The 25,084-nt window shown below is 46.0% G+C and carries 25 protein-coding genes; 11 read left to right on the top strand and 14 right to left on the bottom strand.

Annotated features, from left to right (window positions below; all coding sequences use genetic code 11):
* Window positions 1–53 precede the first annotated feature (53 nt).
* The 7 genes from prmA to Xets_RS28535 form a co-directional block, all read right to left on the bottom strand.
* Window positions 54–935, bottom strand: a complete 882-nt coding sequence (gene prmA, locus Xets_RS28565; RefSeq protein WP_099130857.1) for a 50S ribosomal protein L11 methyltransferase — start codon at window positions 933–935, stop codon at window positions 54–56.
* A 26-nt stretch (window positions 936–961) separates the two neighbouring features.
* The gene (gene panF / locus Xets_RS28560) at window positions 962–2,407 is read right to left on the bottom strand and encodes a sodium/pantothenate symporter (protein ID WP_099130856.1); all 1,446 of its coding nucleotides are present in this window, start codon (window positions 2,405–2,407) and stop codon (window positions 962–964) included.
* A complete protein-coding gene (locus Xets_RS28555) occupies window positions 2,397–2,639 on the bottom strand; it encodes a YhdT family protein (RefSeq protein ID WP_099130855.1) in 243 nt (80 codons plus the stop codon). Before Xets_RS28555 ends, panF begins: the two co-directional genes overlap by 11 nt.
* Before the next feature lie 100 nt (window positions 2,640–2,739).
* Entirely contained in the window at window positions 2,740–4,089 is a 1,350-nt protein-coding gene (accC, locus tag Xets_RS28550; protein WP_099130854.1) for an acetyl-CoA carboxylase biotin carboxylase subunit, read from the bottom strand.
* 13 nt (window positions 4,090–4,102) lie between these two features.
* A complete protein-coding gene (accB, locus tag Xets_RS28545) occupies window positions 4,103–4,561 on the bottom strand; it encodes an acetyl-CoA carboxylase biotin carboxyl carrier protein (protein WP_099130853.1) in 459 nt (152 codons plus the stop codon).
* 27 nt (window positions 4,562–4,588) lie between these two features.
* Window positions 4,589–5,041, bottom strand: a complete 453-nt coding sequence (gene aroQ, locus Xets_RS28540; protein ID WP_099130852.1) for a type II 3-dehydroquinate dehydratase — start codon at window positions 5,039–5,041, stop codon at window positions 4,589–4,591.
* Window positions 5,042–5,196: 155 nt separating this feature from the next.
* Window positions 5,197–6,171 carry an MDR family oxidoreductase gene (locus tag Xets_RS28535; protein WP_099130851.1) on the bottom strand — a complete coding sequence of 325 codons (975 nt, stop codon included), beginning with the start codon at window positions 6,169–6,171 and terminating at the stop codon, window positions 5,197–5,199.
* Between the two features lie 462 nt (window positions 6,172–6,633).
* On the opposite strand from Xets_RS28535, the gene mreB reads away from it, so the two are divergent.
* The 10 genes from mreB to Xets_RS28485 all read left to right on the top strand — a co-directional run bounded on the left by mreB (window position 6,634) and on the right by Xets_RS28485 (window position 18,339).
* Window positions 6,634–7,677 carry a rod shape-determining protein MreB gene (mreB, locus tag Xets_RS28530; RefSeq protein ID WP_010847922.1) on the top strand — a complete coding sequence of 348 codons (1,044 nt, stop codon included), beginning with the start codon at window positions 6,634–6,636 and terminating at the stop codon, window positions 7,675–7,677.
* 108 nt (window positions 7,678–7,785) lie between these two features.
* Entirely contained in the window at window positions 7,786–8,787 is a 1,002-nt protein-coding gene (gene mreC / locus Xets_RS28525; protein ID WP_099130850.1) for a rod shape-determining protein MreC, read from the top strand.
* Window positions 8,784–9,272 (top strand): rod shape-determining protein MreD, encoded by a 489-nt coding sequence (gene mreD / locus Xets_RS28520; RefSeq protein ID WP_099130849.1) that lies wholly within the window; start codon window positions 8,784–8,786, stop codon window positions 9,270–9,272. The genes mreC and mreD overlap by 4 nt, the downstream gene beginning before the upstream one ends.
* Before the next feature lie 78 nt (window positions 9,273–9,350).
* Window positions 9,351–9,938, top strand: a complete 588-nt coding sequence (locus Xets_RS28515) for a nucleoside triphosphate pyrophosphatase (protein WP_099130848.1) — start codon at window positions 9,351–9,353, stop codon at window positions 9,936–9,938.
* Window positions 9,935–11,404 carry a ribonuclease G gene (gene rng / locus Xets_RS28510; protein ID WP_099130847.1) on the top strand — a complete coding sequence of 490 codons (1,470 nt, stop codon included), beginning with the start codon at window positions 9,935–9,937 and terminating at the stop codon, window positions 11,402–11,404. Before Xets_RS28515 ends, rng begins: the two co-directional genes overlap by 4 nt.
* 86 nt (window positions 11,405–11,490) lie before the next feature.
* Window positions 11,491–15,303, top strand: coding sequence for an AsmA2 domain-containing protein YhdP (yhdP, locus tag Xets_RS28505; RefSeq protein ID WP_187651326.1), 3,813 nt, complete (start codon window positions 11,491–11,493; stop codon window positions 15,301–15,303).
* Complete coding sequence (gene nit1, locus Xets_RS28500) at window positions 15,300–16,148, top strand: deaminated glutathione amidase (protein WP_099130845.1); 849 nt, start codon at window positions 15,300–15,302, stop codon at window positions 16,146–16,148. The genes yhdP and nit1 overlap by 4 nt, the downstream gene beginning before the upstream one ends.
* A gap of 18 nt (window positions 16,149–16,166) precedes the next feature.
* Window positions 16,167–17,612, top strand: coding sequence for a metalloprotease TldD (gene tldD / locus Xets_RS28495; protein WP_187651327.1), 1,446 nt, complete (start codon window positions 16,167–16,169; stop codon window positions 17,610–17,612).
* A gap of 39 nt (window positions 17,613–17,651) precedes the next feature.
* Window positions 17,652–18,065, top strand: coding sequence for a ribonuclease domain-containing protein (locus Xets_RS28490; protein WP_099130843.1), 414 nt, complete (start codon window positions 17,652–17,654; stop codon window positions 18,063–18,065).
* A gap of 4 nt (window positions 18,066–18,069) precedes the next feature.
* Window positions 18,070–18,339: a barstar family protein gene (locus Xets_RS28485; RefSeq protein ID WP_099130842.1), complete on the top strand. Its 270-nt coding sequence runs from the start codon at window positions 18,070–18,072 to the stop codon at window positions 18,337–18,339.
* A gap of 200 nt (window positions 18,340–18,539) precedes the next feature.
* Here Xets_RS28485 and Xets_RS28480 read toward each other — a convergent pair whose 3' ends face one another.
* Window positions 18,540–18,806, bottom strand: a complete 267-nt coding sequence (locus tag Xets_RS28480) for a hypothetical protein (protein WP_255430571.1) — start codon at window positions 18,804–18,806, stop codon at window positions 18,540–18,542.
* A 163-nt stretch (window positions 18,807–18,969) separates the two neighbouring features.
* Window positions 18,970–19,509 carry a ribosome biogenesis factor YjgA gene (gene yjgA, locus Xets_RS28475; protein WP_187651328.1) on the bottom strand — a complete coding sequence of 180 codons (540 nt, stop codon included), beginning with the start codon at window positions 19,507–19,509 and terminating at the stop codon, window positions 18,970–18,972.
* A gap of 198 nt (window positions 19,510–19,707) precedes the next feature.
* Here yjgA and pmbA point away from each other — a divergent pair, with 198 nt between their 5' ends.
* The gene (gene pmbA, locus Xets_RS28470) at window positions 19,708–21,051 is read left to right on the top strand and encodes a metalloprotease PmbA (RefSeq protein ID WP_187651329.1); all 1,344 of its coding nucleotides are present in this window, start codon (window positions 19,708–19,710) and stop codon (window positions 21,049–21,051) included.
* Between the two features lie 50 nt (window positions 21,052–21,101).
* Here pmbA and rnk read toward each other — a convergent pair whose 3' ends face one another.
* The 5 genes from rnk to ptsN form a co-directional block, all read right to left on the bottom strand.
* Window positions 21,102–21,512, bottom strand: a complete 411-nt coding sequence (rnk, locus tag Xets_RS28465) for a nucleoside diphosphate kinase regulator (RefSeq protein ID WP_187651330.1) — start codon at window positions 21,510–21,512, stop codon at window positions 21,102–21,104.
* Between the two features lie 205 nt (window positions 21,513–21,717).
* The gene (gene alr / locus Xets_RS28460) at window positions 21,718–22,950 is read right to left on the bottom strand and encodes an alanine racemase (RefSeq protein ID WP_099130838.1); all 1,233 of its coding nucleotides are present in this window, start codon (window positions 22,948–22,950) and stop codon (window positions 21,718–21,720) included.
* Window positions 22,951–23,399: 449 nt separating this feature from the next.
* The gene (npr, locus tag Xets_RS28455) at window positions 23,400–23,672 is read right to left on the bottom strand and encodes a PTS phosphocarrier protein NPr (RefSeq protein ID WP_074020590.1); all 273 of its coding nucleotides are present in this window, start codon (window positions 23,670–23,672) and stop codon (window positions 23,400–23,402) included.
* A gap of 17 nt (window positions 23,673–23,689) precedes the next feature.
* Window positions 23,690–24,541 carry an RNase adapter RapZ gene (gene rapZ, locus Xets_RS28450; protein WP_099130837.1) on the bottom strand — a complete coding sequence of 284 codons (852 nt, stop codon included), beginning with the start codon at window positions 24,539–24,541 and terminating at the stop codon, window positions 23,690–23,692.
* Between the two features lie 40 nt (window positions 24,542–24,581).
* Entirely contained in the window at window positions 24,582–25,049 is a 468-nt protein-coding gene (gene ptsN / locus Xets_RS28445; RefSeq protein WP_187651331.1) for a PTS IIA-like nitrogen regulatory protein PtsN, read from the bottom strand.
* Between the last annotated feature and the right edge of the window lie 35 nt (window positions 25,050–25,084).

Genomic DNA, 25,084 nt, shown 5'->3' with positions numbered 1-25,084 from the left:
TCCTGGGTGATCATTTTAGTGGATAATCTCGCTTTTCAATAGGCATTGGTTGATTATTTTTTAATCCCTGTGATGCGACACCATTCTTCTTGTTCAGCTATTGGATCGATAATGAATTCATTGTCATAGGCTTGGGCTACCCCTTCAGCCTGACTGGCCAGAACACCGGACAAGCCCAATAATCCACCAGATTTAGGCAGTGAGCCGATGACAGGGGCAAGTTCGCGCAGAGGACCCGCCAGAATATTGGCAATCACGATATCGCATTCGAAGTCTTTAGGTTGATCTTTAGACAGGTAGAGGGTTAATTGGTCAGATACACCGTTGCGTTCGGCGTTATCCCGGCTGGCTTGAATAGCTTGTGGGTCAATATCAATACCGATGGCGTGTTTCGCGCCTAGTTTCAGGGCTGCGATAGCCAATATGCCTGAGCCACAACCAAAATCGATTACGGTTTTACCTGTCAGGTCAAGGCCATCCAGCCATTGCAGGCAAAGGGAGGTAGTTGGGTGAGTACCTGTCCCGAAGGCCAGACCAGGGTCAAGCATAACATTAACGGCGTCTGGTTCGGGCACTTCGCGCCAGCTAGGGCAGATCCACAGACGTTTACCGAAGCGCATAGGGTGGAAGTTATCCATCCATTCTCGCTCCCAATCTTTATCTTCCAGTTGTTCAATTTTGTGAATAAAACCTTTGCCTAGTTGTGGAAGTTGTTCCAATTGGCTAACAACCGCTTTCATATCCATTTCAGCGTCATACAGGCCGATAACATCGGTATCACCCCATAAACGCGTCTCGCCCGGCAGAGGCTCAAAAATAGGCGTATCATGGCTATCCTGAAAGGTGACTGATACTGCGCCACTTTCCATAAGCTCATCGCCTAACGCTTCCGCTTGTTGTCCCGTGGTGTTTAATCTTAATTGTATCCAAGGCATAAAAAATTCTCGTTTTGTAAATCACGTTATTGTGTGAAATGTAATCGTTTAGAGCAAGCCACGCCGAATTTATTTCCTATCCAAAATGCCAGTAAACTCAGTAATAGCGATGGCACGATAGGATGAAAACCAAGAAGCTGAATGTTGAAAGTTGCCAGCAAAGTATAACTTGCTGCCCCTGTCAGCATTGAGCTGATCGCTCCTTGGGCATTGGCTTTTTCCCAATATAATCCCAGAACCAGTGGCCAGAGGAAAACGGCTTGCAGTCCACCAAATGCCAGCAAGTTCAGCCAGATAATCATCTCTGGTGGGCGCCAGGCTGCCAGCAGCAGTAATGCCCCTAGAAATAGAGTGGAATAACTGGAGATGCGTGACAGTTTTTTCTCCTGGCTGATCTGGTGTGGAAACAGGTTTAAATAGAGATCTTTGACGATAGTGGCCGAAGATTGTAGCAGTTGGGCATTGATGGTGGACATAATCGCAGCCATTGGTGCAGCCAGAAAAATGCCGGCAGCAACAGGAGGCAGTACCGTGATCATTAAGGTTGGGATCACTTGATCGGGGATCGTCAGATCAGGAATGATGGCTCGGCCAAGGGCACCGGCAAGGTGCATACCGAACATCAGGAATGCCATCACGATCGTGCCAAGCACAATACCACGGTGAACGGCCTTACTGTCTTTATAAGAGATACAGCGCACTGCGGTGTGTGGCAGCCCAACGACACCAAAGCAAACCAGTACCCAGAAAGACGCCATAAATGGCCCTGTGAGGATATTATCGACGCCATAAGGAGAAACCAGGTTTGGGTCAATAGTGCGCAGTGTCGTCACTGCTGCTGATAATCCGCCAGCTTTATAGATAATGCCTGCCAGTAATAACGCCGTTCCCAGCAGCATCACCAATCCTTGTAAGGCATCATTGAGGACACTGGCCCTAAAACCGCCAAATGCGGTGTAGAGGGCAATGGAAACGCCAAAAATCAATAATCCCGTATCGTAAGGGATACCGGCGGCTGTTTCCAGTAAACGAGCACCGCCAATGAATTGTACTGTCATGGCCCCGATAAAGGCGACCAGCAAGCTTATACTGGCAAACCAGACCAGAAAGCGGCTCTGATAGCGTGCATATAGCATGTCATTGAGGGTGACTGCATTGTAACGGCGGGCTAGGATAGCAAATTTTTTCCCCAGTACGCTAAGCGAGAGCCATATCGCGGGCAATTGGATCAGTGATAATAACACCCAACCGATACCATACTTATAAGCGGCGCCAGGGCCACCAATAAAGGAACTGGCACTGATATAGGTTGCGGTAATGGTCATTGCCAGTACAAATCCCCCCATTGAGCGGTTGCCAAGAAAATACTCACTGAGGAATTCACCTGTTTGTCGGCGGCGATAAGCATAGATTGAGAGTATGAACACTAATGCCAGATATCCCACGAGAGGCAGAATGACTTCACTTTGCATCACTATCCTCCAGTGGAATATCTTTGAATATAAATTTCACCATCAAGTAGCAAAGGATGATAAATAAGGCAGGTAGCAGCAGGCAAGCCAGTTCAAACCAGCGAGGTAGTCCAGTTAAGCCAATGGCATCACTGGGTAAATACGCACACAGTAGCCAACCAACAAGATAAGCTAGCGTCAGGAATACTGCCCAACGTGCTTCTTTGTGGGATTGAACAAATCGTCCGTCCATCTGTTCTCCGGGTAATTTACATGGAACTATAAAAAATCCCACCTATAAAAGATGGGATTTTATTCAAAGCAACAAACGCTAAATAAGCGTCAAAGAAACCTTACTTATCATGTAAGCCCAATTTCTTTTCCAGATAGTGGATATTGGTTCCGCCTTTCTGGAAGTTCTCGTCATTCATAATTGCCAGTTGTAGATCGATATTGGTCTTGATGCCATCAATGATCAATTCGGCCAGTGCGTTCTTCATACGTGCAATTGCCTCTTCACGGGTTTCGCCGTAAGTGATCAGCTTACCGATCATGGAGTCATAGTAAGGCGGTACGGTATATCCCGCATAGATGTGGGATTCCCAACGCACACCAAATCCACCTGGTGAGTGGAAATGGGTGATCTTGCCCGGACTTGGCAGGAAGGTTTTCGGATCTTCTGCATTGATACGGCATTCGATCGCATGACCTTTGATTTCGACATCTTCTTGTTTGATGGACAGTGGCAAACCAGAGGCGATACGCAGCTGTTCCTTAATCAAGTCAACGCCAGTGATCATTTCAGTCACTGGATGTTCAACCTGAATACGGGTATTCATTTCAATAAAGTAGAATTCGCCGTTTTCGTACAGGAACTCAAATGTACCCGCTCCGCGATAGCCTATTTCGATACAGGCATTGGCACAACGTTCACCAATGCTGCGGCGCAGTTCTGGTGGAATACCGGGAGCTGGCGCTTCTTCCACCACTTTCTGGTGGCGGCGCTGCATGGAGCAGTCACGTTCAGCCAGATAGAGCGCATTGCCCTGACCATCAGCTAAGACCTGAATTTCAACGTGACGTGGGTTTTCAAGGAATTTCTCCATATATACCATGTCGTTGTTGAAAGCTGCCTTGGCTTCTGCACGGGTCATGGCGATGGATTGTTCCAGATCTTTGTCGCTGCGTACGACGCGCATACCACGACCGCCACCACCACCCGATGCCTTGATGATCACCGGATAACCGATGCGATTTGCAATGGTTTTGTTTTTCTCGGCATCGTCACCCAATGGGCCATCAGAGCCAGGAACGCAAGGTACGCCCGCTTTTTTCATGGCGTTGATAGCGGAAACCTTATCCCCCATCAAACGGATGGTGTCCGCTTTCGGGCCAATGAAAATAAAGCCAGAACGCTCGACCTGCTCGGCAAAGTCGGCGTTTTCAGACAGGAAGCCATAACCCGGATGGATTGCCTGTGCGCAAGTGATTTCCGCCGCAGAGATAATGGCAGGAATATTCAGGTAACTTTTTGCTGAGGCGGCCGGACCGATGCAGACGGTTTCATCCGCCAGCAGGACGTGCTTCAGGTCACGATCTGCCGCAGAGTGCACAGCTACGGTTTTGATCCCTAGTTCCTTACAGGCTCTCAGGATACGCAGTGCAATTTCACCGCGGTTAGCAATGACAATTTTTTCAAGCATGGGGTGCGCCTCGTTATTCGATGACGACCAGTGGCTCGTCGAATTCAACAGGTTGACCGTCTTGAACCAAAATCGCTTTCACTACGCCAGTTTTGTCAGCTTCGATCTGGTTCATCATTTTCATCGCTTCAACGATGCACAGGGTTTCACCCTGATTAACATGTTGGCCGACTTCAATGAAAGGTTTCGCATCTGGGCTTGGGGAACGGTAGAACGTACCAACCATCGGAGAGCGAACCGTGTGACCGCTGATTTCAGCAGGTTTGTCAGCGGCGACTGGCGCTGCTACTGGTGCAGCGGCCTGTACTGGCTGTTGAAAAGGAGCAGAAATATATTGCTGAGTCACAGGTATTGTCGTGGCTGTTGTTGCCCGGCTGATGCGTACTGACTCCTCACCTTCAGAAATTTCCAGTTCAGAAATGCCAGATTCTTCAACCAGCTCGATCAATTTTTTTATCTTACGAATATCCATGAGTGTGGTTCCGTACTTTTAAGTCAATTAGTTGGATGTTGACAAGCGGTTGACCGCTGCCTGTAATGCGAAACTATAACCATTCGCCCCCAATCCGCAGATGACGCCGACTGCAATATCTGAAAGATATGAGTGATGGCGGAATGGTTCGCGGGCATGCACGTTGGAAAGGTGAATCTCAATAAATGGGATACCTACCGCCAGAAGTGCGTCGCGCAATGCCACGCTGGTATGCGTGTATGCCGCAGGGTTGATTAAAATAAAATCTGTATTGCCCCGTGCAGAATGAATTCTCTCAATCAGTTCAGATTCTGCGTTGGATTGCAGATGGGATAATTCAGCCCCCGATTGCTGAGCTTCTTGTGACAGTTTGTTAACGATGTCATCAAGCGTTAACTTGCCGTAGGTCTCTGGCTCTCGTGTTCCCAACAGGTTCAGGTTAGGGCCATTCAAGAGTAAAATGCGAAACTTGTCTGCCATTGTGCGGGTATCTCCGGCAATCTGTCAACAATCGACCAAGATAACTCGATGTCAACGGTTTGTCATCTCTTTCTGATAGCTAGAATTGTAAATTTGACGATAAAGCCCGACATTATAAACATATCGTGGCATTTAGCAGCTAAATACTGGTCTTATCAGCGCACTTTCACGACCGTTCTGCCCGTAATTTGATTGTTTATCAACTTATTGGCGTGTTCGAGCACCTGGTCTAATGTAATTTCATTAGCTGCTTGCTGATAAAAGGAATCTGGTAGTAGCGCTTGCAAACGCTGCCAAATGGCAGGACGTTTCAAAGCAGGAACAGTGACAGATTCCACACCCTGTAAACGAACATTACGCAGAATAAACGGCATTACGCTGGTGAGTAGTTGACTGTCACTTGCCATGCCACAGGCGGCTACTGTACCGTTGTAACGCATTTGTGCCAGCAAGGTAGCCAATACTGTGCCACCAACGGTGTCTATCACACCGGCCCAGCGCTGTTTTTCTAATGGACGTGATGGCTGGTTGAAGTCACTGGCGGGCAATACCGCTTTCGCTCCCAGCGAGATCAGGTAATCTTGACTGTCGGGTTTGCTGCTAATTGCAGTGACGGAATAACCCAGTTGTGACAGTAAGGTGATCGCCGTACTGCCAACACCACCACTGGCTCCCGTCACGGCGATTTCTCCGCTTTCTGGTGTGATGCCCCCTTGTTCTAACGCCATGACACATAACATGGCAGTAAAACCCGCTGTGCCGATGATCATTGCTTGTCGGATACTTAATGCGTGCGGTAAGGGTGTTAGCCATTCACCAGAGACTCTCGCTTGTTCTGCCAGCCCACCCCAGTGCGTTTCTCCCACACCCCAGCCAGTCAGCAAAACATGTTGTCCGACGTGAAAACGGGGATCTTCGGAATGATGGACAACACCAGAAAAATCGATCCCTGGCACCATCGGAAATTGGCGGATAATTTTCCCTTTGCCGGTGATGGCAAGGGCATCTTTGTAATTGAGTGTTGACCAATGGATATCAACGACCACATTACCCGATGGTAATTGAGATACATCAATATCTTGAATAGATGCAGATAATGTTTCGTGTTGTTCCAGTAATAAAGCTTTCATGATTATCCTCTCTTGATAGGTATCTATCTGACATTATTACCTGTTTAGCATTACCACGATTCTGGTATTACCACAATTTTGCATCATTACAATTTTGCGTTACTACAATATAGATAAAACCTATATAGATAAAACCTGATGTACTGAAATGGGAGGGCAACAATGTTGTGATATTTCACCAAATTCATCTATTGTTTTTATAATTAATGAACTATTTCATCTTGGGACTTTCTTTGTCATGTTGTTTTTTGGTGTATTCGCTGAATTAACCCATTTTTATGCAGTTTTTTTCTGCTCCGTTAGAGAAAAGTAACGTAGAATATCGTATTTCTGATGTGAATAACGTGGCCACTTTTATTGAAGTAGTAAAAGTAGTTAATTATGCGCCTTGTCGCTGCTTCATGTGGTTGGTAGAGTAGACGGACAATCTCCGTCCCCAGCTTGCAGGATTATCCTTTCGTTATGTTAAAGAAATTTCGTGGCATGTTTTCCAACGATTTGTCCATTGACTTGGGTACTGCCAATACCCTTATTTATGTCAAAGGCCAAGGAATAGTATTGGATCAACCTTCTGTTGTTGCTATTCGCCAGGACAGAGCCGGTTCACCAAAAAGCGTTGCAGCAGTAGGGCTGGAAGCAAAACAGATGCTGGGACGTACTCCGGGTAATATTGCCGCTATCCGTCCCATGAAGGATGGGGTCATTGCTGATTTTTATGTTACCGAAAAGATGCTACAGCATTTTATCAAGCAGGTTCACAATAACAGTTTCATGCGTCCAAGTCCGCGCGTGTTGGTTTGTGTGCCTGTGGGTGCGACGCAAGTTGAGCGTCGTGCTATCCGTGAATCCGCCCAAAGTGCAGGAGCGCGGGAGGTATTTTTAATTGAAGAACCTATGGCGGCTGCTATCGGTGCTGGTTTGCCGGTTTCCGAAGCAACGGGTTCAATGGTCGTTGATATTGGTGGGGGAACCACTGAAGTTGCTGTTATTTCCCTTAATGGGGTTGTTTATTCTTCTTCTGTACGTATTGGTGGTGACCGTTTTGATGAAGCCATCATTAACTATGTTCGCCGCAATTATGGTTCCCTGATTGGGGAAGCAACGGCAGAGCGCATCAAACATGAAATTGGTTCTGCCTATCCAACGGATGAAGTACGTGAAATCGAAGTGCGTGGTCGTAACCTGGCCGAAGGTGTACCGCGCAGCTTTACTTTGAATTCCAATGAAATTCTTGAAGCTCTGCAAGAACCATTAACGGGTATTGTGAGTGCAGTGATGGTCGCTCTGGAACAGTGCCCACCAGAATTGGCCTCCGATATTTCTGAACGAGGCATGGTGTTGACTGGCGGTGGTGCTTTGCTGCGTAATCTTGATCGTCTGCTGATGGAAGAAACCGGTATTCCTGTCATTGTTGCTGAAGATCCACTGACCTGTGTTGCCCGTGGTGGTGGCAAGGCACTGGAGATGATCGACATGCATGGTGGCGATCTGTTCAGCGAAGACTAAAAGTCATTCTGCGAGCTGGGAGGTGGACGTGTTTTATTGGGGCCTCCTTGCTGATTGTGCCGGAGTTTTATCATTTATGAGACAACACAGCTCGACAATACGCCATTTATGAAGCCGATTTTTAGCAGAGGGCCTTCTCTGCAACTACGACTCTTTTTTGCTATCATTATTGCCATTATTTTGATGGTGGTAGACAGTCGCCTTGGTATTTTCAATAAAGTCCGTAGCTACATGGATACGGCTGTGAGTCCTTTTTATTTTCTTGCCAACGGGCCGCGTCAGTTTTTGGACAGCATCTCAGAATCTTTTGTTAGCCGCAATCATCTGGAGCTGGAAAATAGAACCCTGCGTAATGAATTGCGTTTACAGGACAGCAAATTGCTGCTGTTGGGGCAACTGAAACAAGAAAATTCCCGTTTACGTGAATTGCTGGGATCGCCGCTGCGTCATGATGAACATATGATGGTATCGCAGGTGATTTCCGGGGGGATGGACCCATACCGCGATCAAATTGTCATTGATAAAGGGGCGAAGGATGGCGTGTACGAAGGGCAGCCGGTTATCAGTGATCGAGGTGTCGTGGGTCAAGTAACTGCCGTGAGCCAGTTGAGCAGCCGGATATTGTTGATTTGCGATCCCTCTCATGCAATTCCTGTGCAGGTACTGCGTAATGACACTCGTGTTATCGCGGGTGGAGCAGGGTGTACGGATGATCTCCTGCTGGAACCTTTACCAAGTGATACAGACATTCGCGTAGGTGATGTATTGGTGACATCGGGGTTGGGAGGGCGTTTTCCTGAAGGTTATCCTGTGGCTGTAGTCTCTTCTGTCAAAATTGATAACCAGCGGGCTCATGCGGTAATTCGTGCCCGTCCATTGGCTGAACTGCGGCGCTTGCGCTATTTACTCCTATTGTGGGGAGTTGATAACGATCCCTCTGAACCATTGCCACCTTCGGAAGTATACCGCGCTGCCAATGAGCGTTTGATGCAGATGTTACCGCAAGTGTTGCCAAATCCATCAAATGAGTCGCCGCAGTTGCTGGCACCAAAATCGGCAGAAGTGTCAGCGGAAAAACCGACATTACCAGCTACAGGAAATCGTCAATGAGTCAATACCATAGCCAAGGACTCTGGGTTATTTGGTTATCTTTCCTGATTGCAATAGTGCTACAAATTATGCCGTGGCCGGAGCAGTTTTTTATGTTTCGGCCAACCTTACTGATGCTGTGTTTAGTTTATTGGTTGCTTGCGCTTCCCCATCGTGTCAGCGTTGGTACTGGCTTTGTCTTGGGGATTATTACTGATCTGTTGCACGGAAGTATTTTGGGAGCATATGCTCTGGCATTTAGCATTATCAGTTTTCTGGTCGCATTCAAATTCCAGCTTATCCGCAATATGGCGCTTTGGCAGCAAGCTCTGGTTGTGGTCGGACTTTCGACATTGATGAACCTCTGCGTTTTTCTGATCCATACCCTGTTACTCAAGACACTCTTTCATCCAGAAGTATTCTGGAATGGGGTGGTCAATGGTATTCTCTGGCCTTGGCTATTCTTATTAATGCGGAAAATCCGTCGTCAATTTTCAGTCCGTTAAAGTGGGTTTGTGTATTTAAAAAGCAAAGGTATATAACAAAAAATAGCTGATGGGATAGACTCCTAAGGATTATTCGCGATGAAAACCATTTATTTAGCTTCTGGCTCCCCAAGACGGCATGAGCTGGTGGAATTATTGGATTTTAATTTTGAAATCCTGGCACCTCAGGTCGAAGAAAAATGGCGTGAAGGAGAGTCTCCTCAGCAATATGTTACTCGATTAGCCAGAGAGAAAGCACAGGCTGGTGTAGCCATTGCATCACACGATTACCCCGTTCTGGGGGCTGATACCCTTGTTGTATTGAACAACCGAATTTTGGAAAAACCGCGAAATCAGCAACACGCTGTGGAAATGCTTAACAGTTTGTCTGGTCAGTGCCATCAGGTCATGACGGCTGTTGCTTTATCGAACAATCAACATACCTTGAGTGAGATAGTCATTACAGATGTGATATTCCGCCAGTTGTCCCAACGGGAAATACAGGAATATATTGCAACTGGGGAGCCAATGGATAAAGCCGGTGCTTATGGCATTCAAGGTAAAGGCGGTTGTTTTGTCAGAAAAATTAATGGCAGTTACCACGCTGTTGTCGGCTTACCACTGGTGGAAACGTATGAATTAATCACACGATTTTTAGCGTTAGCTGATGGGAAGGACTATTCATGACAGCAGAGTTATTAGTCAATATAACACCATCCGAAACGCGGGTTGCTTATATTGATGGCGGTATCTTACAAGAAATTCATATTGAGCGGGAAGCCAAAAGGGGCATTGTCGGAAACATTTACAAAGGGCGTGTGAGCCGGGTTTTACCGGGTATGCAAGCGGCTTTTGTCGATATTGGGCTGGAAAAAGCGGCTTTTTTGCATGCTTCGGATATCGTGCCTCATACTGAGTGTATTGCCGGCGAAGAGCGGAAGAATTTCCATGTCAGGGACATTGCTGAATTGGTGCGTCAGGGGCAGGATTTACTTGTTCAGGTAGTGAAAGATCCTCTGGGGACAAAAGGTGCCCGTTTGACAACGGATATTACTTTACCGTCACGTTATTTGGTGTTTATGCCTGGCGCATCGCATGTTGGTGTTTCACAGCGCATAGAGAGTGAAGAAGAACGTGAGCGCCTAAAAAGCATCGTCATGGGGTACTGTGATGAGTATGGGGGTTTTATTATCCGCACGGCCGCTGAAGGCGTGGGAAAAGAAGAACTGGCACAGGATGCCGAATTTTTGAAGCGCCTGTGGAGTAAAGTGATTGAACGTAAGAAACGCAATATCACCAAAAACAAGGTCTATGGTGAATTAGCGCTGGCGCAGCGTGTTTTACGTGATTTTGTTGGTGCTTCCCTTGATCGCATCCGGGTCGATTCCCGCCAAACATTTCTCCAATTGCAGGAATTTATTGATGAATATATTCCTGAAATGAACGCTAAACTGGAACATTATCAGGGAAATCAACCGATATTTGATCTGTACGATGTGGAAAATGAAATTCAACGGGCGCTGGAACGTAAGGTGGAATTAAAGTCTGGTGGCTATCTGATCATTGATCAGACAGAAGCCATGACAACAATTGATATTAATACCGGTGCTTTTGTTGGGCATCGCAATTTAGAAGAGACTATCTTTAATACTAATATTGAAGCAACACAGGCGATCGCCCGACAATTAAGGCTCCGTAATTTGGGCGGTATCATTATCATTGATTTTATTGATATGGGTAATGAAGAACACCGTCGCCGTGTATTAGCTTCCCTGGAACAGGCATTAAACAAAGATAGGGTGAAAACCACCATCAATGGTTTTTCACAATTGGGTTTGGTTGAGATGACGCGCAAGCGTACACGGGAAAGTATCGAACATATCTTGTGTGATAATTGTCCAACCTGTCAGGGACGTGGAACGGTAAAATCCGTCGAAACCGTCTGTTATGAAATCTTGCGTGAAATTGTTCGGGTCAATCGCGCAATTAATGCTGATCGTTTTCTGGTTTATGCCTCTCCAGCCGTAAGTGAATCCCTGAAAGGGGATGAGTCTCACGCATTGGCCGAGGTGGAAATTTTTGTGGGTAAACAGGTCAAAGTGCAGACAGAACAGCGTTACAGCCAGGAGCAATTTGACGTCATTATGATGTAATACAAGCCGTTAGTTTGTGAGGGCTTATCTGTAGTCTGTAGAAGACGGTTTGCAAAGAAATAGCGCTGGCAACCAAGGAGAAATGCGTGAAGCGACTGCCGGGGATACTATTAGCGACAGCCGCAATAGTCATTATCATTGTGGCTTTGCTTGTCAGCGGGTTGCGTTTCTTCCTGCCACACATCAATGAATATCGTCAGCAATTAGTCGAAAAAATTGCTGACGTGACAAACATTCCTGTCAATATTGGTTACATAAAAGGTCATTGGGAACCTTTTGGTCCTAGTCTGGAAATCCGTGATATCAGCGCGAAAACGGCAGATGCCGATATTCATGCTAAAAAGGTCATACTTTCTTTGGATGTCTGGCGTTCACTGTTACAACGGCGCTGGCATTTTCGTGATCTGTCCTTTTACCAGCTTCAGGTAAATTACGATAAGTCTCTGTTTGGAGCAGAGGGCGAAAACAGGTTTTCTCAGCCGGATAGCCTCTCTGCCTTGTTTCTTGAACAATTCAATCATTTTGATTTGCATGACAGCCGATTGACCTTTTTGACGCCATCGGGTGAAAAAGCGGATTTGCTATTACCGCAGCTAACCTGGTTGAATAAAGATAATCGCCATCGGGCACAAGGCAGCGTAAGCCTCTCTTCGATCAATGGGCAAGAAGGTATTGTTCAGGTGAAGCTTGACCTGAAAGATAGTGATGGGGTTCTGGATAATGGCACAATTTATTTGCAGGCCGATGACATCGACATGCGACTGTGGTTAAGCCATTGGTTGAGGGATAACACAGGGTTGGATAATGCCCATTTCAGTTTAGCCAGTTGGATTACCTTGCAGAATGGGCGAGTTGATAGTGGACGTTTGCAGTTTAGGCACGGTGGAGCTAATTGGCATGTCGAAAATGAAAAACATCAGCTTGACGTGCATGACTTCCTTGTGCAAATGCGTCGCCAGGGTGAAGGGTGGTTGTTTGAAGTCCCAAATCTGGCACGCCTGAAAACTGACGAGCAACAGTGGCCTGAAGGGAAGCTCGCGACACTGTATGTTAAGCAGTCACAGCAATATCAGGGTAATGATCACTGGCGTATTCGTGCTGAAAATATCCAGCTTGAATATTTAAACGGGATATTACCGATACTCTCTTTTGTGACACCGGATATTGTTAAGGATTGGCAGCATCGGCAGCCGAAGGGGGTGATTGACGATTTTGCTCTCGATATCACACCAGCGCTTCCCGATGATATGGGAATTCGCCTGAAATGGCGGGATGTAAGCTGGTTACGTTGGAAGGAACTGCCTTCAATTAACCATTTCAGTGGCAGGTTAGAGGGAAATAAGCAGCGGGGAAAGCTCAATCTTGCACTGAAAAACAGCACCATTGATTATGGCAATATGTTTCAGGCTCCGCTTGAGATTACCAGCAGCGAAGGGCAGGTATCTTGGGAAAATGATCAAAATGGCATGAAAGTCTGGAGTCAGGGGTTGGATTTGCAGGCCAAGTCGCTGTGGCTCAATGGAAATTTCCATTACCTAAAACCTCACAACAAACCACCTGTTTTGGCCATGTTAGCGGGAATTCGCGCCAATGACCTGGGTGAAGCATGGCGTTATTTCCCCACGCCACTGATGGGGGAATCTCTGACAAACTATTTGACCGCTTCCTTGATTAAGGGAAAGGTCGATAATGCGACCCTGATTTTTCAGGGTGATCCTCATGATTTCCCGTTTAGACAGAACAATGGTCAATTTCAGGTATTTGTACCGCTGCGCCATGCCACCTTTCAATATCAACCCGATTGGCCGGCTTTGTTTGATTTGAATATCGATCTGAATTTCCAGAATAACGGATTGTGGATGCTGGCACCGAAAACGCATTTGGGAAAAGTGGAGGCGACTGACGTCTCAGCAGTGATCCCAGATTACGGTAAGCACAAGCTGTTTATTGATGCGGCACTCTCTGGAGACGGAAAGAGTATCCACGATTATTTCAACCACAGCCCGATGGCAGATACGATTGGCAGCGCACTAGATAACTTACAACTTAATGGCAGGGTGGATGGAAAACTCCATATGGATATTCCCTTGCAGCATGGGAAAGTTGTGGCAAGCGGAGAAGTGGTGCTGAAAGATACCCATCTGTTCATCAAACCATTAAATAGCGAAATGGCGCATCTCAATGGCAAATTTCGCTTTGACAATGGTAACTTAAAAAGTGAGACATTATCTGCTAATTGGCTAGGAAATCCCTTGTCTCTGAAGTTTTCTACCCAGGATTTACCAAAACATTATCAGGTTGATGTGAAACTGGATTCACATTGGGCGGCGAAGACATTACCGGAACTTCCGACGGAGATTCGCAACCAACTATCTGGAACGCTGAATTGGCAGGGGGACGTCAATGTAACTCTACCTTCTGGTGAGACAAAGAGTGATGTTAAATATCGTATTGCAGTTAATGCAGATTTGTCACATTTGTACAGTAAATTACCCATATTGGACACAAAATCTCTGCGGGAATGGAATAAGATTAATCTCCATGCTGAAGGTGATATGAACCAACTCCAGATCAAAGGATTAATGGGCAAGCGATATGCTTTCAATACCCAGTGGAGGCTGGAAGAAGCTCATGCCAAATTGCAGCGAGGTATTTTGCAGACCGATAATATGGGTATTCCTGCTCTGCCGAAAAAATCATTGTTGGCCTTAAACTTGCCTGCCATTGATGGTGAAAAGTTATTGGCGCTGCTTGAACTTCTGCATTGGAAGCCCTCGAAAGATAATGGTTCGCTGTGGCCAAGCTTATTTGCAATTTCATTGCCTGCATTGGATCTTGCCGGACAGCGTTGGAATCAACTCACATTCAATGTTATGCAACAAAACGGTGAAGTAACCGTGAATGCACAGGGGAAAGAGATTAATGGCAACCTTCTGATTGAAAAGCATAAACCGATGCGGGCATCAATCAATTATCTTTATTACGATCCTCTGTTTGCGACAGATTTGTCGGTTGATGACAAAAGGCTAATGTCAGATAAGGTGCCAGTGCCCCATTATGCTTTGAACAATTGGCCTGCATTGGATGTCAAATGCGCAGAGTGCTGGGTTGCTGGATTAAAACTCGGCAAAGTATCTGGATCGATCAGGCCAGAAGGCGATTCTCTGATTTTGACCAATGGGCAAATGGAAAACAGTGCTGGAAATCTGACATTATCTGGGCGTTGGTATGAAAACCATACCGGCAGTTATAGCCATATCAAGGGACAGTTATCGGGAGAAAAATTCGATGATATGGCCGCTTATTTGGGCTTTATCGTTCCGATTGTGGATGCGCCTTTCAAATTTGATTTCAATTTGAAATGGCAAAATGTCCCGTGGCAGCCAGATCTCAAAACGCTGAACGGCACGCTGATTGGAGACATGAAAAAAGGTGCCATCGCCAAATTGGGCGGTGGCAGGGCTGGGCAATTATTCAGACTTATCAGTTTTGATGCGTTGTTGCGTAAATTACAGTTGGATTTTAGTGACACATTCAGTGATGATTTCAACTTTGATTCCATTCGTGGTGACGCAACGGTAAAAAATGGGGTCGTGTATACCGATAACTTTCTTATTGATGGATTGGCAGCGGACATCAATGCTACAGGGCGGACAGATTTAGTTCATCGCCAGATCAATATGGCACTGGTCATTACGCCAGAAATTTCGACAACGGTGGGAGTCGCAACGGCCTTTGCCGTCAATCCTGTGGCTGGCGCGGCAATTTTTGCCGCAACAAAAGTACTGAGGCCCCTTTGGAGCAAGATATCGGTGATTCGCTATCGGTTAACGGGCAGCCTCGAACAGCCTAAAATTGATGAAGTTATACGTCAGCTTAAGGAGAATAAAGGGCCATGAAAAACGCCAATGTTGCACTTTTACAATTATGCAGTGGAACGAATGTCAAACACAATTTAGCGCAAATTGAACAGCAGATTAAGCAATTACCAGAGACAGTAAAACTGGTTCTAACACCAGAAAATGCGCTGTTATTCGCTGATGCCGATACCTACCGCGCACATGCAGAAACGCAGGGTAGTGGACCATTGCAACAGGCGGTGAGTGAAATAGCACAACGTTACGGTGTTTGGCTGTTGATTGGCTCTATGCCGTTGATCAGTCGGGAAGATCCCACTCGTATCACTAGCAGTAGTTTGCTGTTTGATGATCAAGGCGAAATCCAGGCACGTTACGACAAAATCCACATGTTTGATGTCAATATCAACGATGAACACGGTGCCTATAATGAATCCACGATTTACCAGCGTGGGGAACATATAACTGTTGTTGATACACCTGTTGGTCGCCTGGGGATGACTATCTGTTATGATCTGCGTTTTCCTGGACTTTTTCAGGCATTGCGTGAACAGGGCGCAGAGCTTATCTCCGTCCCTGCTGCTTTCACCCGCTTGACGGGTAAGGCGCATTGGGAACCCTTGCTGAGAGCCCGTGCTATCGAGAATCAATGTATTATTTTGGCACCGGCACAGGTTGGTGTGCATGGTACTCGCAGGACATGGGGACACACAATGGCGGTAAATGGCTGGGGCGAAATTATCAAGAAAAATCCTCTGACTGTCAGCGCATTACAGCTTAATATCCGTCGGGATAGTTTGGCTCACATGCGTGAGCAGATAAAAGTGGTGAAACACAATCGCTTCCGTCCACAACTGACTTCTTTGATAAAAAAGAATACAAATTAAGATAAAAGAGTAATCAATATGAGTTTAACTTATGTCAGTGAACATTTACTGGCTGCGAATAATTTGAATCATCAAGACTTATTTTCGGTACTGGGTCAATTGTCGGAGCGTCGTCTGGACTATGCCGATCTCTATTTCCAAGCCAGTTATCATGAAACATGGGTATTGGAAGACCGCATCATCAAAGATGGCTCCTATAATATCGATCAAGGTGTGGGAGTTCGCGCGATCAGTGGAGAAAAAACAGGTTTTGCTTATGCAGATCAAATCACATTGAATGCGTTACAGCAAAGCGCTCAGGCTGCGCGCAGTATCGTACGGGAAGCGGGTAATGGTATCTCGCATACGTTAGGTGCTGTGACGCATAAGGCACTTTATCCGGCAGCTGATCCTTTGCAGAGCATGAGTCGGGAAGAAAAAATTGCTTTGTTGCATCGTGTTGATCAAATTGCACGGGCGGAAGATCCCCGTGTACAAGAAGTGAATGCCAGCCTGACAGGTGTCTATGAACAAGTGCTGGTGGCGGCGACAGACGGTACATTGGCAGCAGACATTCGCCCATTGGTACGCCTTTCTGTCAGTGTATTGGTGGAAGAAGATGGTAAGCGTGAGCGTGGCGGCAGTGGTGGTGGAGCGCGTTATGGTTACGAATATTTCCTGCGTACCGAAGATGGTCAGATTCTGGCAGAGCAGTTTGCTCGTGAAGCGGTTCGCATGGCACTGATCAACTTGTCAGCGGTTGCAGCGCCTGCGGGCACTATGCCTGTCGTATTGGGTGCTGGATGGCCGGGGGTTCTACTACATGAAGCGGTGGGACACGGTCTGGAAGGAGACTTTAACCGCCGTGGGACTTCTGTTTTCTCTGGACAGGTTGGGCAAAAAGTGGCTTCAGCGCTTTGTACCGTAGTGGATGACGGCACACTTGAAGGGCGTCGTGGTTCACTGGCTATTGATGATGAAGGTGTTCCGGGGCAATACAATGTGCTTATCGAAAATGGCATTTTGAAAGGCTACATGCAGGATAAACTCAACGCTCGCTTGATGGGTGTGGCTCCGACGGGCAACGGTCGCCGTGAGTCCTATGCACATTTGCCAATGCCACGTATGACCAATACTTACATGCTGGCGGGAAATTCTACACCAGAAGAAATTATCGCCAGTGTGGATCGCGGGCTGTATGCACCCAATTTCGGGGGCGGTCAGGTAGATATCACATCGGGTAAATTTGTTTTCTCAACCTCGGAAGCCTATTTGATTGAAAACGGCAAAATCACCAAGCCAGTAAAAGGTGCGACCTTGATTGGTTCTGGTATTGAAGCCATGCAGCAAATTTCAATGGTTGGAAATGATTTGGCTCTCGACAAAGGTGTGGGTGTCTGCGGTAAGGAAGGCCAAAGTGTACCAGTGGGTGTTGGGCAACCAACTTTGAAACTGGATAACCTGACCGTAGGTGGAACAGCCTGATAATTTCTTGAGCAATAGAACACATAGCTTGAGGTCATCATGAAAAAGAGCATCCTGGCGGCGGTACTATTGGCTCTGGCTGTCATATATACCGCCTTTGCCAACTCAGAGAAAGAACAGATTGATGTTCTGACTGAACAAAACCGTGTTGCGGACTACCTGCGCCAGCATCACACATTGCCAGACTATTACATTACGAAGAAACAGGCCCGTCGCCTTGGCTGGAACGCTCGTGCAGGTAATTTATGTGAAGTATTGCCGGGCAGGGCGATTGGTGGTGATAAATTTTCCAACCGTGAGAATGAATTACCGACAAAATCCGGCCGCCACTGGTTTGAAGCGGATGTAAATTATCGGTGTGGGCACAGAGGAAGTGACAGGTTGCTTTATTCTAATGATGGCCTTATTTATCTGACGGTTGATCACTACAACAGTTTTACCCGACTGGAGTAATGACATGAAAAAGGTGGAATTCGACTTTAACCAACTCCCTGATTTGAGCGCTTTCTATGATGAATTCGAACAGCGCTTCGATCTTGGCGATGATTTTGGTGCCAACTTAGACGCACTGTGGGATGCAGTGACTGGCTATATTCAGTTACCCGTTGAGATTAATTTTATCCACTTAACCCCGCAAAAAAGGACGTTCTTTGCGGCATTAATATTGTTGTTAGAAGAAGCCGAAGAGGAGCTGGAAGGGGAATTGCGGTTTAATGTGTTAGATTGAGTTTTCTCTTCTGTTGGTATTCTTAAGCCGCTTGCGATGATGCAGGCGGTTTTTTACTTCTTAATCACATGTATTAATCACATGGCTCTTATCGCCAGAAAAATATCGCTCAATGTTTTTAAATGAACTTTCGAAATAAATGCCATAACAGCTTTTAGTAACATAACCGATATGTGGGCTGCAAAGTACGTTATTTCGTTTTAACAAAGGGTGATTGGTATCCCATATCGCCATTCAGTTTGCCAGTGACCTTTTTTCATCATTTCTACAGACGGCACAAACCGGCGTATAGCACTTTGAATTAACAGCCAGGTTAATTCTGCTGCGGCAATGGGTGAGCCACTACCTTCAACAACAGCGATGCCCCGTTGTTTGCACAATTCCAGATCGATATTGTAAGCCACCTTTCCTGTCTGACTGATGAGTTTTAAATTGGGTGTTTTAGACAAAAATTTCTCATCAATCAAAGTTCTTTCACGGATCAATATTAGGGCATCAGCTTTAGATAATAGCGCTTCTGCTTTATAACATTTTATCAAATTTGTTAACTTAATTCAGTTAATGTCACGAAGATAAGGGGATGGAAGGAAATATACCGCCAATTCTTGACGAAATGGCGGTGAAGATGGACTAAGCGGATTCCGATAACTCTTTCAAATATTGGAAAATTTGACGGTAGGATTTAGGTGGCTTGTTAGTTGCCTTCTCCTTTTTCGCATTACGAACCAATGAGCGAAGTTGCTGGCGATCAGTATGTGGATACAGTGCGATGACTTCTTCAAAGGCATCATCATTTTCAAGCAATTTGTCACGCAGTTCTTCCAGCTTGTGTAAAACAACGACTTGCTGGTTGTGACGGTTTTTCAGTTTATCCAACGCAGTGGTGATTGGCTCAGGATCGCGGGCACGCAACAGTTTGCCAATGAGCTGCAATTGACGGCGACGTCCTTCACGTTTGATTTTCTGGGCCAACTCAATAGCTGCCCGCAAATCTTCATCCAGTGGAATTCGCTCCAGTTGGCTTTTACTCAGTTCAACCAGTTCCGTTCCCAACTTTTTCAGGATTTCAGCATCCCGCTTGATTTCACTTTTACTGACCCAGATTATCTCTTCTTCTTCTTCCTCTTCAGCAGGATAATTGTCGAGCCAATCTTCAGGCTGCTTTGCCATAATTGTTTTCCTTCTAAAAAGGCCGGATAAGGTACGTTTTGGAGCATGACCTATCGTCCGGTGGGTGTTAACATCCTAATATTGTGTATTGTAACTGGGAAAATTGCCTGATTACCACTCGGCATTCGTGCCATAAGCCGGAAGCGGGCATTTTTTATGACGAATTCTCTTTTTAATTCATTGGATTATGGTTAATTAATGATAGTTACCAATCAACAAATCGCGGAGCAGCGTAAGCTGCTGGAAGATGCGGTTGCCCATGCGCTGGAATTAGCAAAAGCCGGTTGTGATGCTGCGGAAGTTGCGGTCAATAAGACCACGGGGATTAGCGTCAGCACCCGTTTTAGTGAAGTCGAAAATGTTGAGTTTAATAGCGATGGTGCATTGGGGATCACAGTTTATCACCAACAGCGCAAAGGCAGCGCTTCTTCAACGGATCTCAGCCCTGAGGCGATTGCCTGTACTGTGCAGGCCGCTATTGATATTGCGCGTTATACTTCGCCTGATCCTTATGCCGGCCCGGCCGATAAAGCGTTATTAGCATTTGAAGCTCCTGAGTTGGATCTTTTCCATCCCGCTGATCTGGATGCGGATAAGGCCATTGAATTGGCAGCCCGCGCTGAACAAGCGTCATTGCAGGCAGATGAGCGTATTACTAATACTGAAGGCGGTAGTTTCAACAGCCATTATGGTATTCGGGTATTTGGTAATAGTCATGGGATGCTGCAAAGCTACTGCTCCAGCCGTCATTCTATGTCAAGCTGTGTGATTGCCGAGCAAGATGGCAACATGGAACGCGATTATGCCTATACCGTGAGCCGCCATTTAGACGAGTTGAAATCGCCTGAGTGGGTAGGGCAGGAGTGTGCTCGCCGGACGCTTTCTCGTCTGGGCGCGCGTAAATTATCAACCATGAAAGCGCCGGTTATCTTTGCTGCAGAGGTGGCGACGGGGTTGTTCGGTCATTTGGTTGGCGCGATCAGCGGTAGCAGCATTTATCGTAAATCTTCTTTCTTGTTGGATAGCCTGGGCAAACCGATCTTGCCTTCATGGCTGACGATTGAAGAACAGCCGCATTTATTGCGTGGGTTGGCTTCAACGCCATTTGACAGTGAAGGTGTGCGTACAACAACACGTGATATTGTTAAAGATGGTGTTTTGCAGACTTGGTTGCTGACTTCCTATTCTGCCCGTAAGTTGGGAATGGTGAACACGGGTCATGCCGGTGGAATTCATAACTGGCGTATTGCAGGCCAAGGCCTGGACTTTGCTGGCTTGTTGCGTGAAATGGGCACTGGCCTGATCGTCACTGAGTTGATGGGGCAGGGCGTTAGCGCGGTGACCGGTGATTATTCTCGCGGCGCATCCGGCTTTTGGGTTGAGAATGGCGAGATCCAATATCCTGTCAGTGAGATCACTATCGCGGGCAATTTGAAAGATATGTGGGCAAATATGGTGACAATTGGTAATGATATCGAAACACGTAGCAATATTCAGTGCGGTTCGGTGTTGTTGCCGGAAATGAGTATCGCCGGTCAGTAGGGATACTCAATTAACAGCAGCCAGTTCAATGTCACTGAGCTGGCTGGAAATTAACGGTGATATTCGCCTGCGGCTTCTGGCTGATAAAGTATTTCTAATACTTTTATTCGGGTTGTTTCACCGTTTGGCAACTTCCATGTTATTTCATCATTCACCCGTAAACCCAGAAGAGCAGCACCCAAAGGCGCCATGACGGACAGATGTTTGGTGCTGTCTTGCAGGGCAGCAGGGTAGACCAGTGTACGAACACGCTCTTCATCACTGCCCAGATCAATAAAACGAACTTCACTGTTCATGGTGACAACATCGGCTGGGATATCTACCGGAGCCACTATTTCGGCTCTATCCAGCTCTTCATTCAAGGCATCTGCGATACTGGTATTAGCAAAAGCAGGTTGTTCCAACAGAGAATCTAAACGTTCAGCATCTAATTCATTGATAATGATTTTAGGTTTTTTCATACCACACTCCAAATTAAGCTCAATACAAAATAACACCCCACATCGCAAGGAGGGGGGTGTTATTTTCAAAGTAATTGAAATGATATTAGGCTGTTCTGCCGCGAAAATAAAGAGATCATGATCACGAACTGTTTTGCCTTGCTAATGAAACAAGGCTTATCCACAATGGAGGAAAAGAACAGTCTGCTATCATTTGAACCGCAAATTATAAGCCGGTGGTTACGATACGTGGGTTGGTTTCACCCCAAATGGAAGAAAGCTCAACAACATGCATTCCCCCCCATTTCTGAATATCAGACTGGGTGATTTCGTCGTTACCTTGTTTACCGAAAATGACCACTTCATCGCCACTTTTTACTTCTGGTAAATCAGTCACATCGACCATCACGGTGTTCATAGAAACGCTACCGACAACGGGTACACGGTGACCGTTGATCAGGACATAAGCTTTGTTTGACATGGCAGAGCTAAAGCCATCAGAGAAACCTACTGGCAAGTTAGCGAGCTTGGAATCGCGTTTCAGAATATAGGTGTTGTCATAACCGACTCCATTACCTTTAGGATATGTTTTAACAGAAGCAACACGAGTTTTCATTTGAATCAATGGCTTGAATTCTGGGTGGCTGGTGGTCAGGATGCCGTACAGCGCACTGCCAACGCGAGCCATGTCGAATTGGGCTTCAGGAATGCTAAGTGAGGCAAAAGAGCTTGATGCGTGCAGAGTGATTTCGTCTCTGTTCAGATTTGCCGTTTTGATCAACCAAGAAGTTTGTTCTTTGAAGTTCTTAATGCTGTCACGGATGGCATCCATATTAGTGAATGCATGGTGACTCATCATGCCGACCAGTTTCAGGTCAGGCAACTGGGTAATTTTCAGAGCGTCTTGTTTGCCCTGCTCAGTCTTCATTTCCAATCCATTGCGGCTCATAAGACCTGTGTTCAGCATCAGGTGGACACGAATTTCTTTACCGTGTTTTTTTGCCAGCGTATTGATGGCTTGGGCATGATCTAGATCGCCGATTATCTCTTCCATGTCATAGCCCAGTGTGCTTTCGATTTCAGTGATGTCAGCTGTACGGACACGTATCAGTTGTCCTTTAAAGCCGCTTTCACGCACGAGGCGGGCTTCTTCATTACTGGTAACACCTACACAAGGCACATCAGTTTTGATGATGGATGGCATCAGCAGGTCGATGCCATGACCGTAAGCATCGCCTTTCAAAATCGCACACATTTTGGTGCCTTTATTCAGTTTTTTTTGCAGGGTGTGAATATTATTTTCGAAAGTCGTGGTATTGATTTCAACCCAAGCGTTATTGGTTGCGGCGATGCTTTCTGCATGAGTGTTATCTAAAGAGAGCACAGGTGCTGCTTGGGCAACACCTTGAAACAAACTCAAACCAAGAAAAATTGCCAGTGTAGTTTTATTAAAACGCATGAAGTAAATCTCCAGTGTAGGGACTGTATGTATACTGTTCCGCATATAATTGCGTTTTAATAATAAGTTTTTTTGAATTTAATTTCACATGGTTAACTTATTGAAAGCTAACATTTATTATCTGTATCACACTATTTATAAATAGTTAGATTAATTAACTAAGTTAATGATTATAATATTTTATTTTTACGCATTGTGAATGTTTAATGAGCAGATTATATTAATGATTTTTTATCTTTAGTTAGTTTTAATCACTGATTTTGCGTTTACCTTGAAAATAGGTTCAATGGCACACCACACCGAAGCGCTCTCTAATTGTCTGCTCTGTATCAAGAAATAAATCAGGATTCAAGTTAAATCCGTCTGTTGCGTCGTTAGATTTTTGGTTAGGTGGGAGTTATTGTCCACAATAAGAAGCCATTCGAGACAATATCTTTAGAAGGAACGTGTTACTCTTCGTCAAATCCTGCATTGAAGAGTTCGATAATGGCCGCCAGCGCTTGCTGTTCATCCGGTCCGTTGACTTCAACGTCAATATGGCTGCCTTGTTCAGAGTCCAGCATCAGCATGGCAATGACGCTGCGGGCCTCGGCCTGTAAGTTACTGCTGTTACGCAGAATCACTTCTGATTGAAACTGTTGTACCAGATCATGCAGTTTCATCGCAGGCCGGGCATGCATTCCGAGCCGATTTTTAATTTCAAGTCTTTGTCTGACTGTCATGGCTTGTGTTATTCATATTATTTACGTTTTTCCAGTGTGCGGTGGCGTGATTGCACATTCTTGCCACGGGAACGAAAATAATCAGCCAACTGTTCTGCCACATAGACTGAGCGGTGTTTACCGCCTGTGCAACCAATAGCGACCGTCAGATAGCTGCGGTTATTGGTTTCCAGCATGGGTAGCCAAAGCTCAAGATAGCTACGCGTCTGATAAATAAAATTATGAACTTCTGTATGGCGATCCAAAAATGCTGCCACAGGGCGATCCAAACCGGTCATTGGGCGTAATTTCGGATCCCAATGCGGATTTGGTAGGAAACGCACATCGAAAACATAGTCTGCGTCGATAGGAATACCATGTTTGAATCCAAAGGATTCAAACACCATAGTCAATTCTCGCTCCCGTTTGCCTAATAGACGTGTCCTGAGCATTTCCGCCAGTTCATGAACGGACATTTCAGATGTATCAATGATCAAGTCAGCGCGTGAGCGCAGGGGTTCAAGTAAATCGCTTTCTTGGTCAATGGCACTTTCCAGTGACAGGTTCTTGCTGGAGAGTGGATGCAGACGGCGCGTGTCACTGTAGCGGCGGATCAGAGTATTACGATCCGCATCAAGAAACAGTAACTGTGGTGAAAAACTGTCAGGCAATTGCGTTAGCGCTGCTTCAAAAATTTCTGGCGACTCCGGCATGTTTCTGACATCAATGCTAACCGCAGCCGAGATATCACGTTCGGCCAGTGTGTTTGCCAATTCTGGCAGTAACACAACGGGCAGGTTATCCACGCAATAGAAGCCCATATCTTCCAGTGCACGCAAAGCAACGGATTTCCCAGAACCTGAACGACCACTGACTATCATCAGCACCATGAGGTGACTCCCCCTAAATGTTTATAATTATAATCGCTATTTATTCAGTAATAATTTTATAGAGTTCTTCATCACTCTGCGCTGAGCGCAGGCGACGGCAGAGATTTTTATCTGCAAGGCGCTTTGCAATCAATGATAGTGAGTGTAAATGGGTTTGACACTGGTCTGATGGCACCAATAAAGCAAACAGCAAGTCAACAGGTTGATTATCGATGGCGTCAAAGGTAATGGGTTGTTCCAGGTGTAAAAATACCCCAACGGCATTATCCGAACGCTCTTTATCCAATTTGCCGTGAGGGATCGCAATCCCGTTGCCAATTCCTGTTGTGCCTACTTTTTCGCGCGAAAGAATAGCCTCAAATACGGTATTTTCCGGCACTTCAAGCTGTTTTGATGCCAGCTCACTGATAATCTCTAAGGCGCGCTTTTTACTCGAACAAAGTACGTTGTTGCGTGTACATGCGGGTGAAAGCACAGAGCTTAGTGGTAAATCTGTTTCGTTGTTCATTTCTTTATTCACTTAGGGCCTTGTTATACCAGATG

The sequence above is a fragment of the Xenorhabdus sp. TS4 genome (genome assembly GCF_014467265.1).
In the GTDB taxonomy this organism is placed as follows: Bacteria; Pseudomonadota; Gammaproteobacteria; order Enterobacterales; family Enterobacteriaceae; genus Xenorhabdus; species Xenorhabdus ehlersii.
Note: the sequence above shows the minus strand (reverse complement) of the source record. Positions and strands in the feature narration are given on the sequence as shown.

Bases quoted from the DNA above. Each gene is read 5' to 3' on its own strand.
- nit1 (WP_099130845.1), top strand. From the start codon at position 15,300: ATGAAAAACGCCAATGTTGCACTTTTACAATTATGCAGTGGAACGAAT.
- Xets_RS28485 (WP_099130842.1), top strand. From the start codon at position 18,070: ATGAAAAAGGTGGAATTCGACTTTAACCAACTCCCTGATTTGAGCGCT.
- Xets_RS28515 (WP_099130848.1), top strand. From the start codon at position 9,351: ATGAAAACCATTTATTTAGCTTCTGGCTCCCCAAGACGGCATGAGCTG.
- accB (WP_099130853.1), bottom strand. From the start codon at position 4,561: ATGGATATTCGTAAGATAAAAAAATTGATCGAGCTGGTTGAAGAATCT.
- Xets_RS28490 (WP_099130843.1), top strand. From the start codon at position 17,652: ATGAAAAAGAGCATCCTGGCGGCGGTACTATTGGCTCTGGCTGTCATA.
- aroQ (WP_099130852.1), bottom strand. From the start codon at position 5,041: ATGGCAGACAAGTTTCGCATTTTACTCTTGAATGGCCCTAACCTGAAC.
- mreC (WP_099130850.1), top strand. From the start codon at position 7,786: ATGAAGCCGATTTTTAGCAGAGGGCCTTCTCTGCAACTACGACTCTTT.
- panF (WP_099130856.1), bottom strand. From the start codon at position 2,407: ATGCAAAGTGAAGTCATTCTGCCTCTCGTGGGATATCTGGCATTAGTG.
- alr (WP_099130838.1), bottom strand. From the start codon at position 22,950: ATGCGTTTTAATAAAACTACACTGGCAATTTTTCTTGGTTTGAGTTTG.
- rapZ (WP_099130837.1), bottom strand. From the start codon at position 24,541: ATGGTGCTGATGATAGTCAGTGGTCGTTCAGGTTCTGGGAAATCCGTT.
- Xets_RS28535 (WP_099130851.1), bottom strand. From the start codon at position 6,171: ATGAAAGCTTTATTACTGGAACAACACGAAACATTATCTGCATCTATT.
- Xets_RS28555 (WP_099130855.1), bottom strand. From the start codon at position 2,639: ATGGACGGACGATTTGTTCAATCCCACAAAGAAGCACGTTGGGCAGTA.
- npr (WP_074020590.1), bottom strand. From the start codon at position 23,672: ATGACAGTCAGACAAAGACTTGAAATTAAAAATCGGCTCGGAATGCAT.
- yjgA (WP_187651328.1), bottom strand. From the start codon at position 19,509: ATGGCAAAGCAGCCTGAAGATTGGCTCGACAATTATCCTGCTGAAGAG.
- accC (WP_099130854.1), bottom strand. From the start codon at position 4,089: ATGCTTGAAAAAATTGTCATTGCTAACCGCGGTGAAATTGCACTGCGT.
- rng (WP_099130847.1), top strand. From the start codon at position 9,935: ATGACAGCAGAGTTATTAGTCAATATAACACCATCCGAAACGCGGGTT.
- tldD (WP_187651327.1), top strand. From the start codon at position 16,167: ATGAGTTTAACTTATGTCAGTGAACATTTACTGGCTGCGAATAATTTG.
- mreD (WP_099130849.1), top strand. From the start codon at position 8,784: ATGAGTCAATACCATAGCCAAGGACTCTGGGTTATTTGGTTATCTTTC.
- ptsN (WP_187651331.1), bottom strand. From the start codon at position 25,049: ATGAACAACGAAACAGATTTACCACTAAGCTCTGTGCTTTCACCCGCA.
- pmbA (WP_187651329.1), top strand. From the start codon at position 19,708: ATGATAGTTACCAATCAACAAATCGCGGAGCAGCGTAAGCTGCTGGAA.
- prmA (WP_099130857.1), bottom strand. From the start codon at position 935: ATGCCTTGGATACAATTAAGATTAAACACCACGGGACAACAAGCGGAA.
- rnk (WP_187651330.1), bottom strand. From the start codon at position 21,512: ATGAAAAAACCTAAAATCATTATCAATGAATTAGATGCTGAACGTTTA.
- mreB (WP_010847922.1), top strand. From the start codon at position 6,634: ATGTTAAAGAAATTTCGTGGCATGTTTTCCAACGATTTGTCCATTGAC.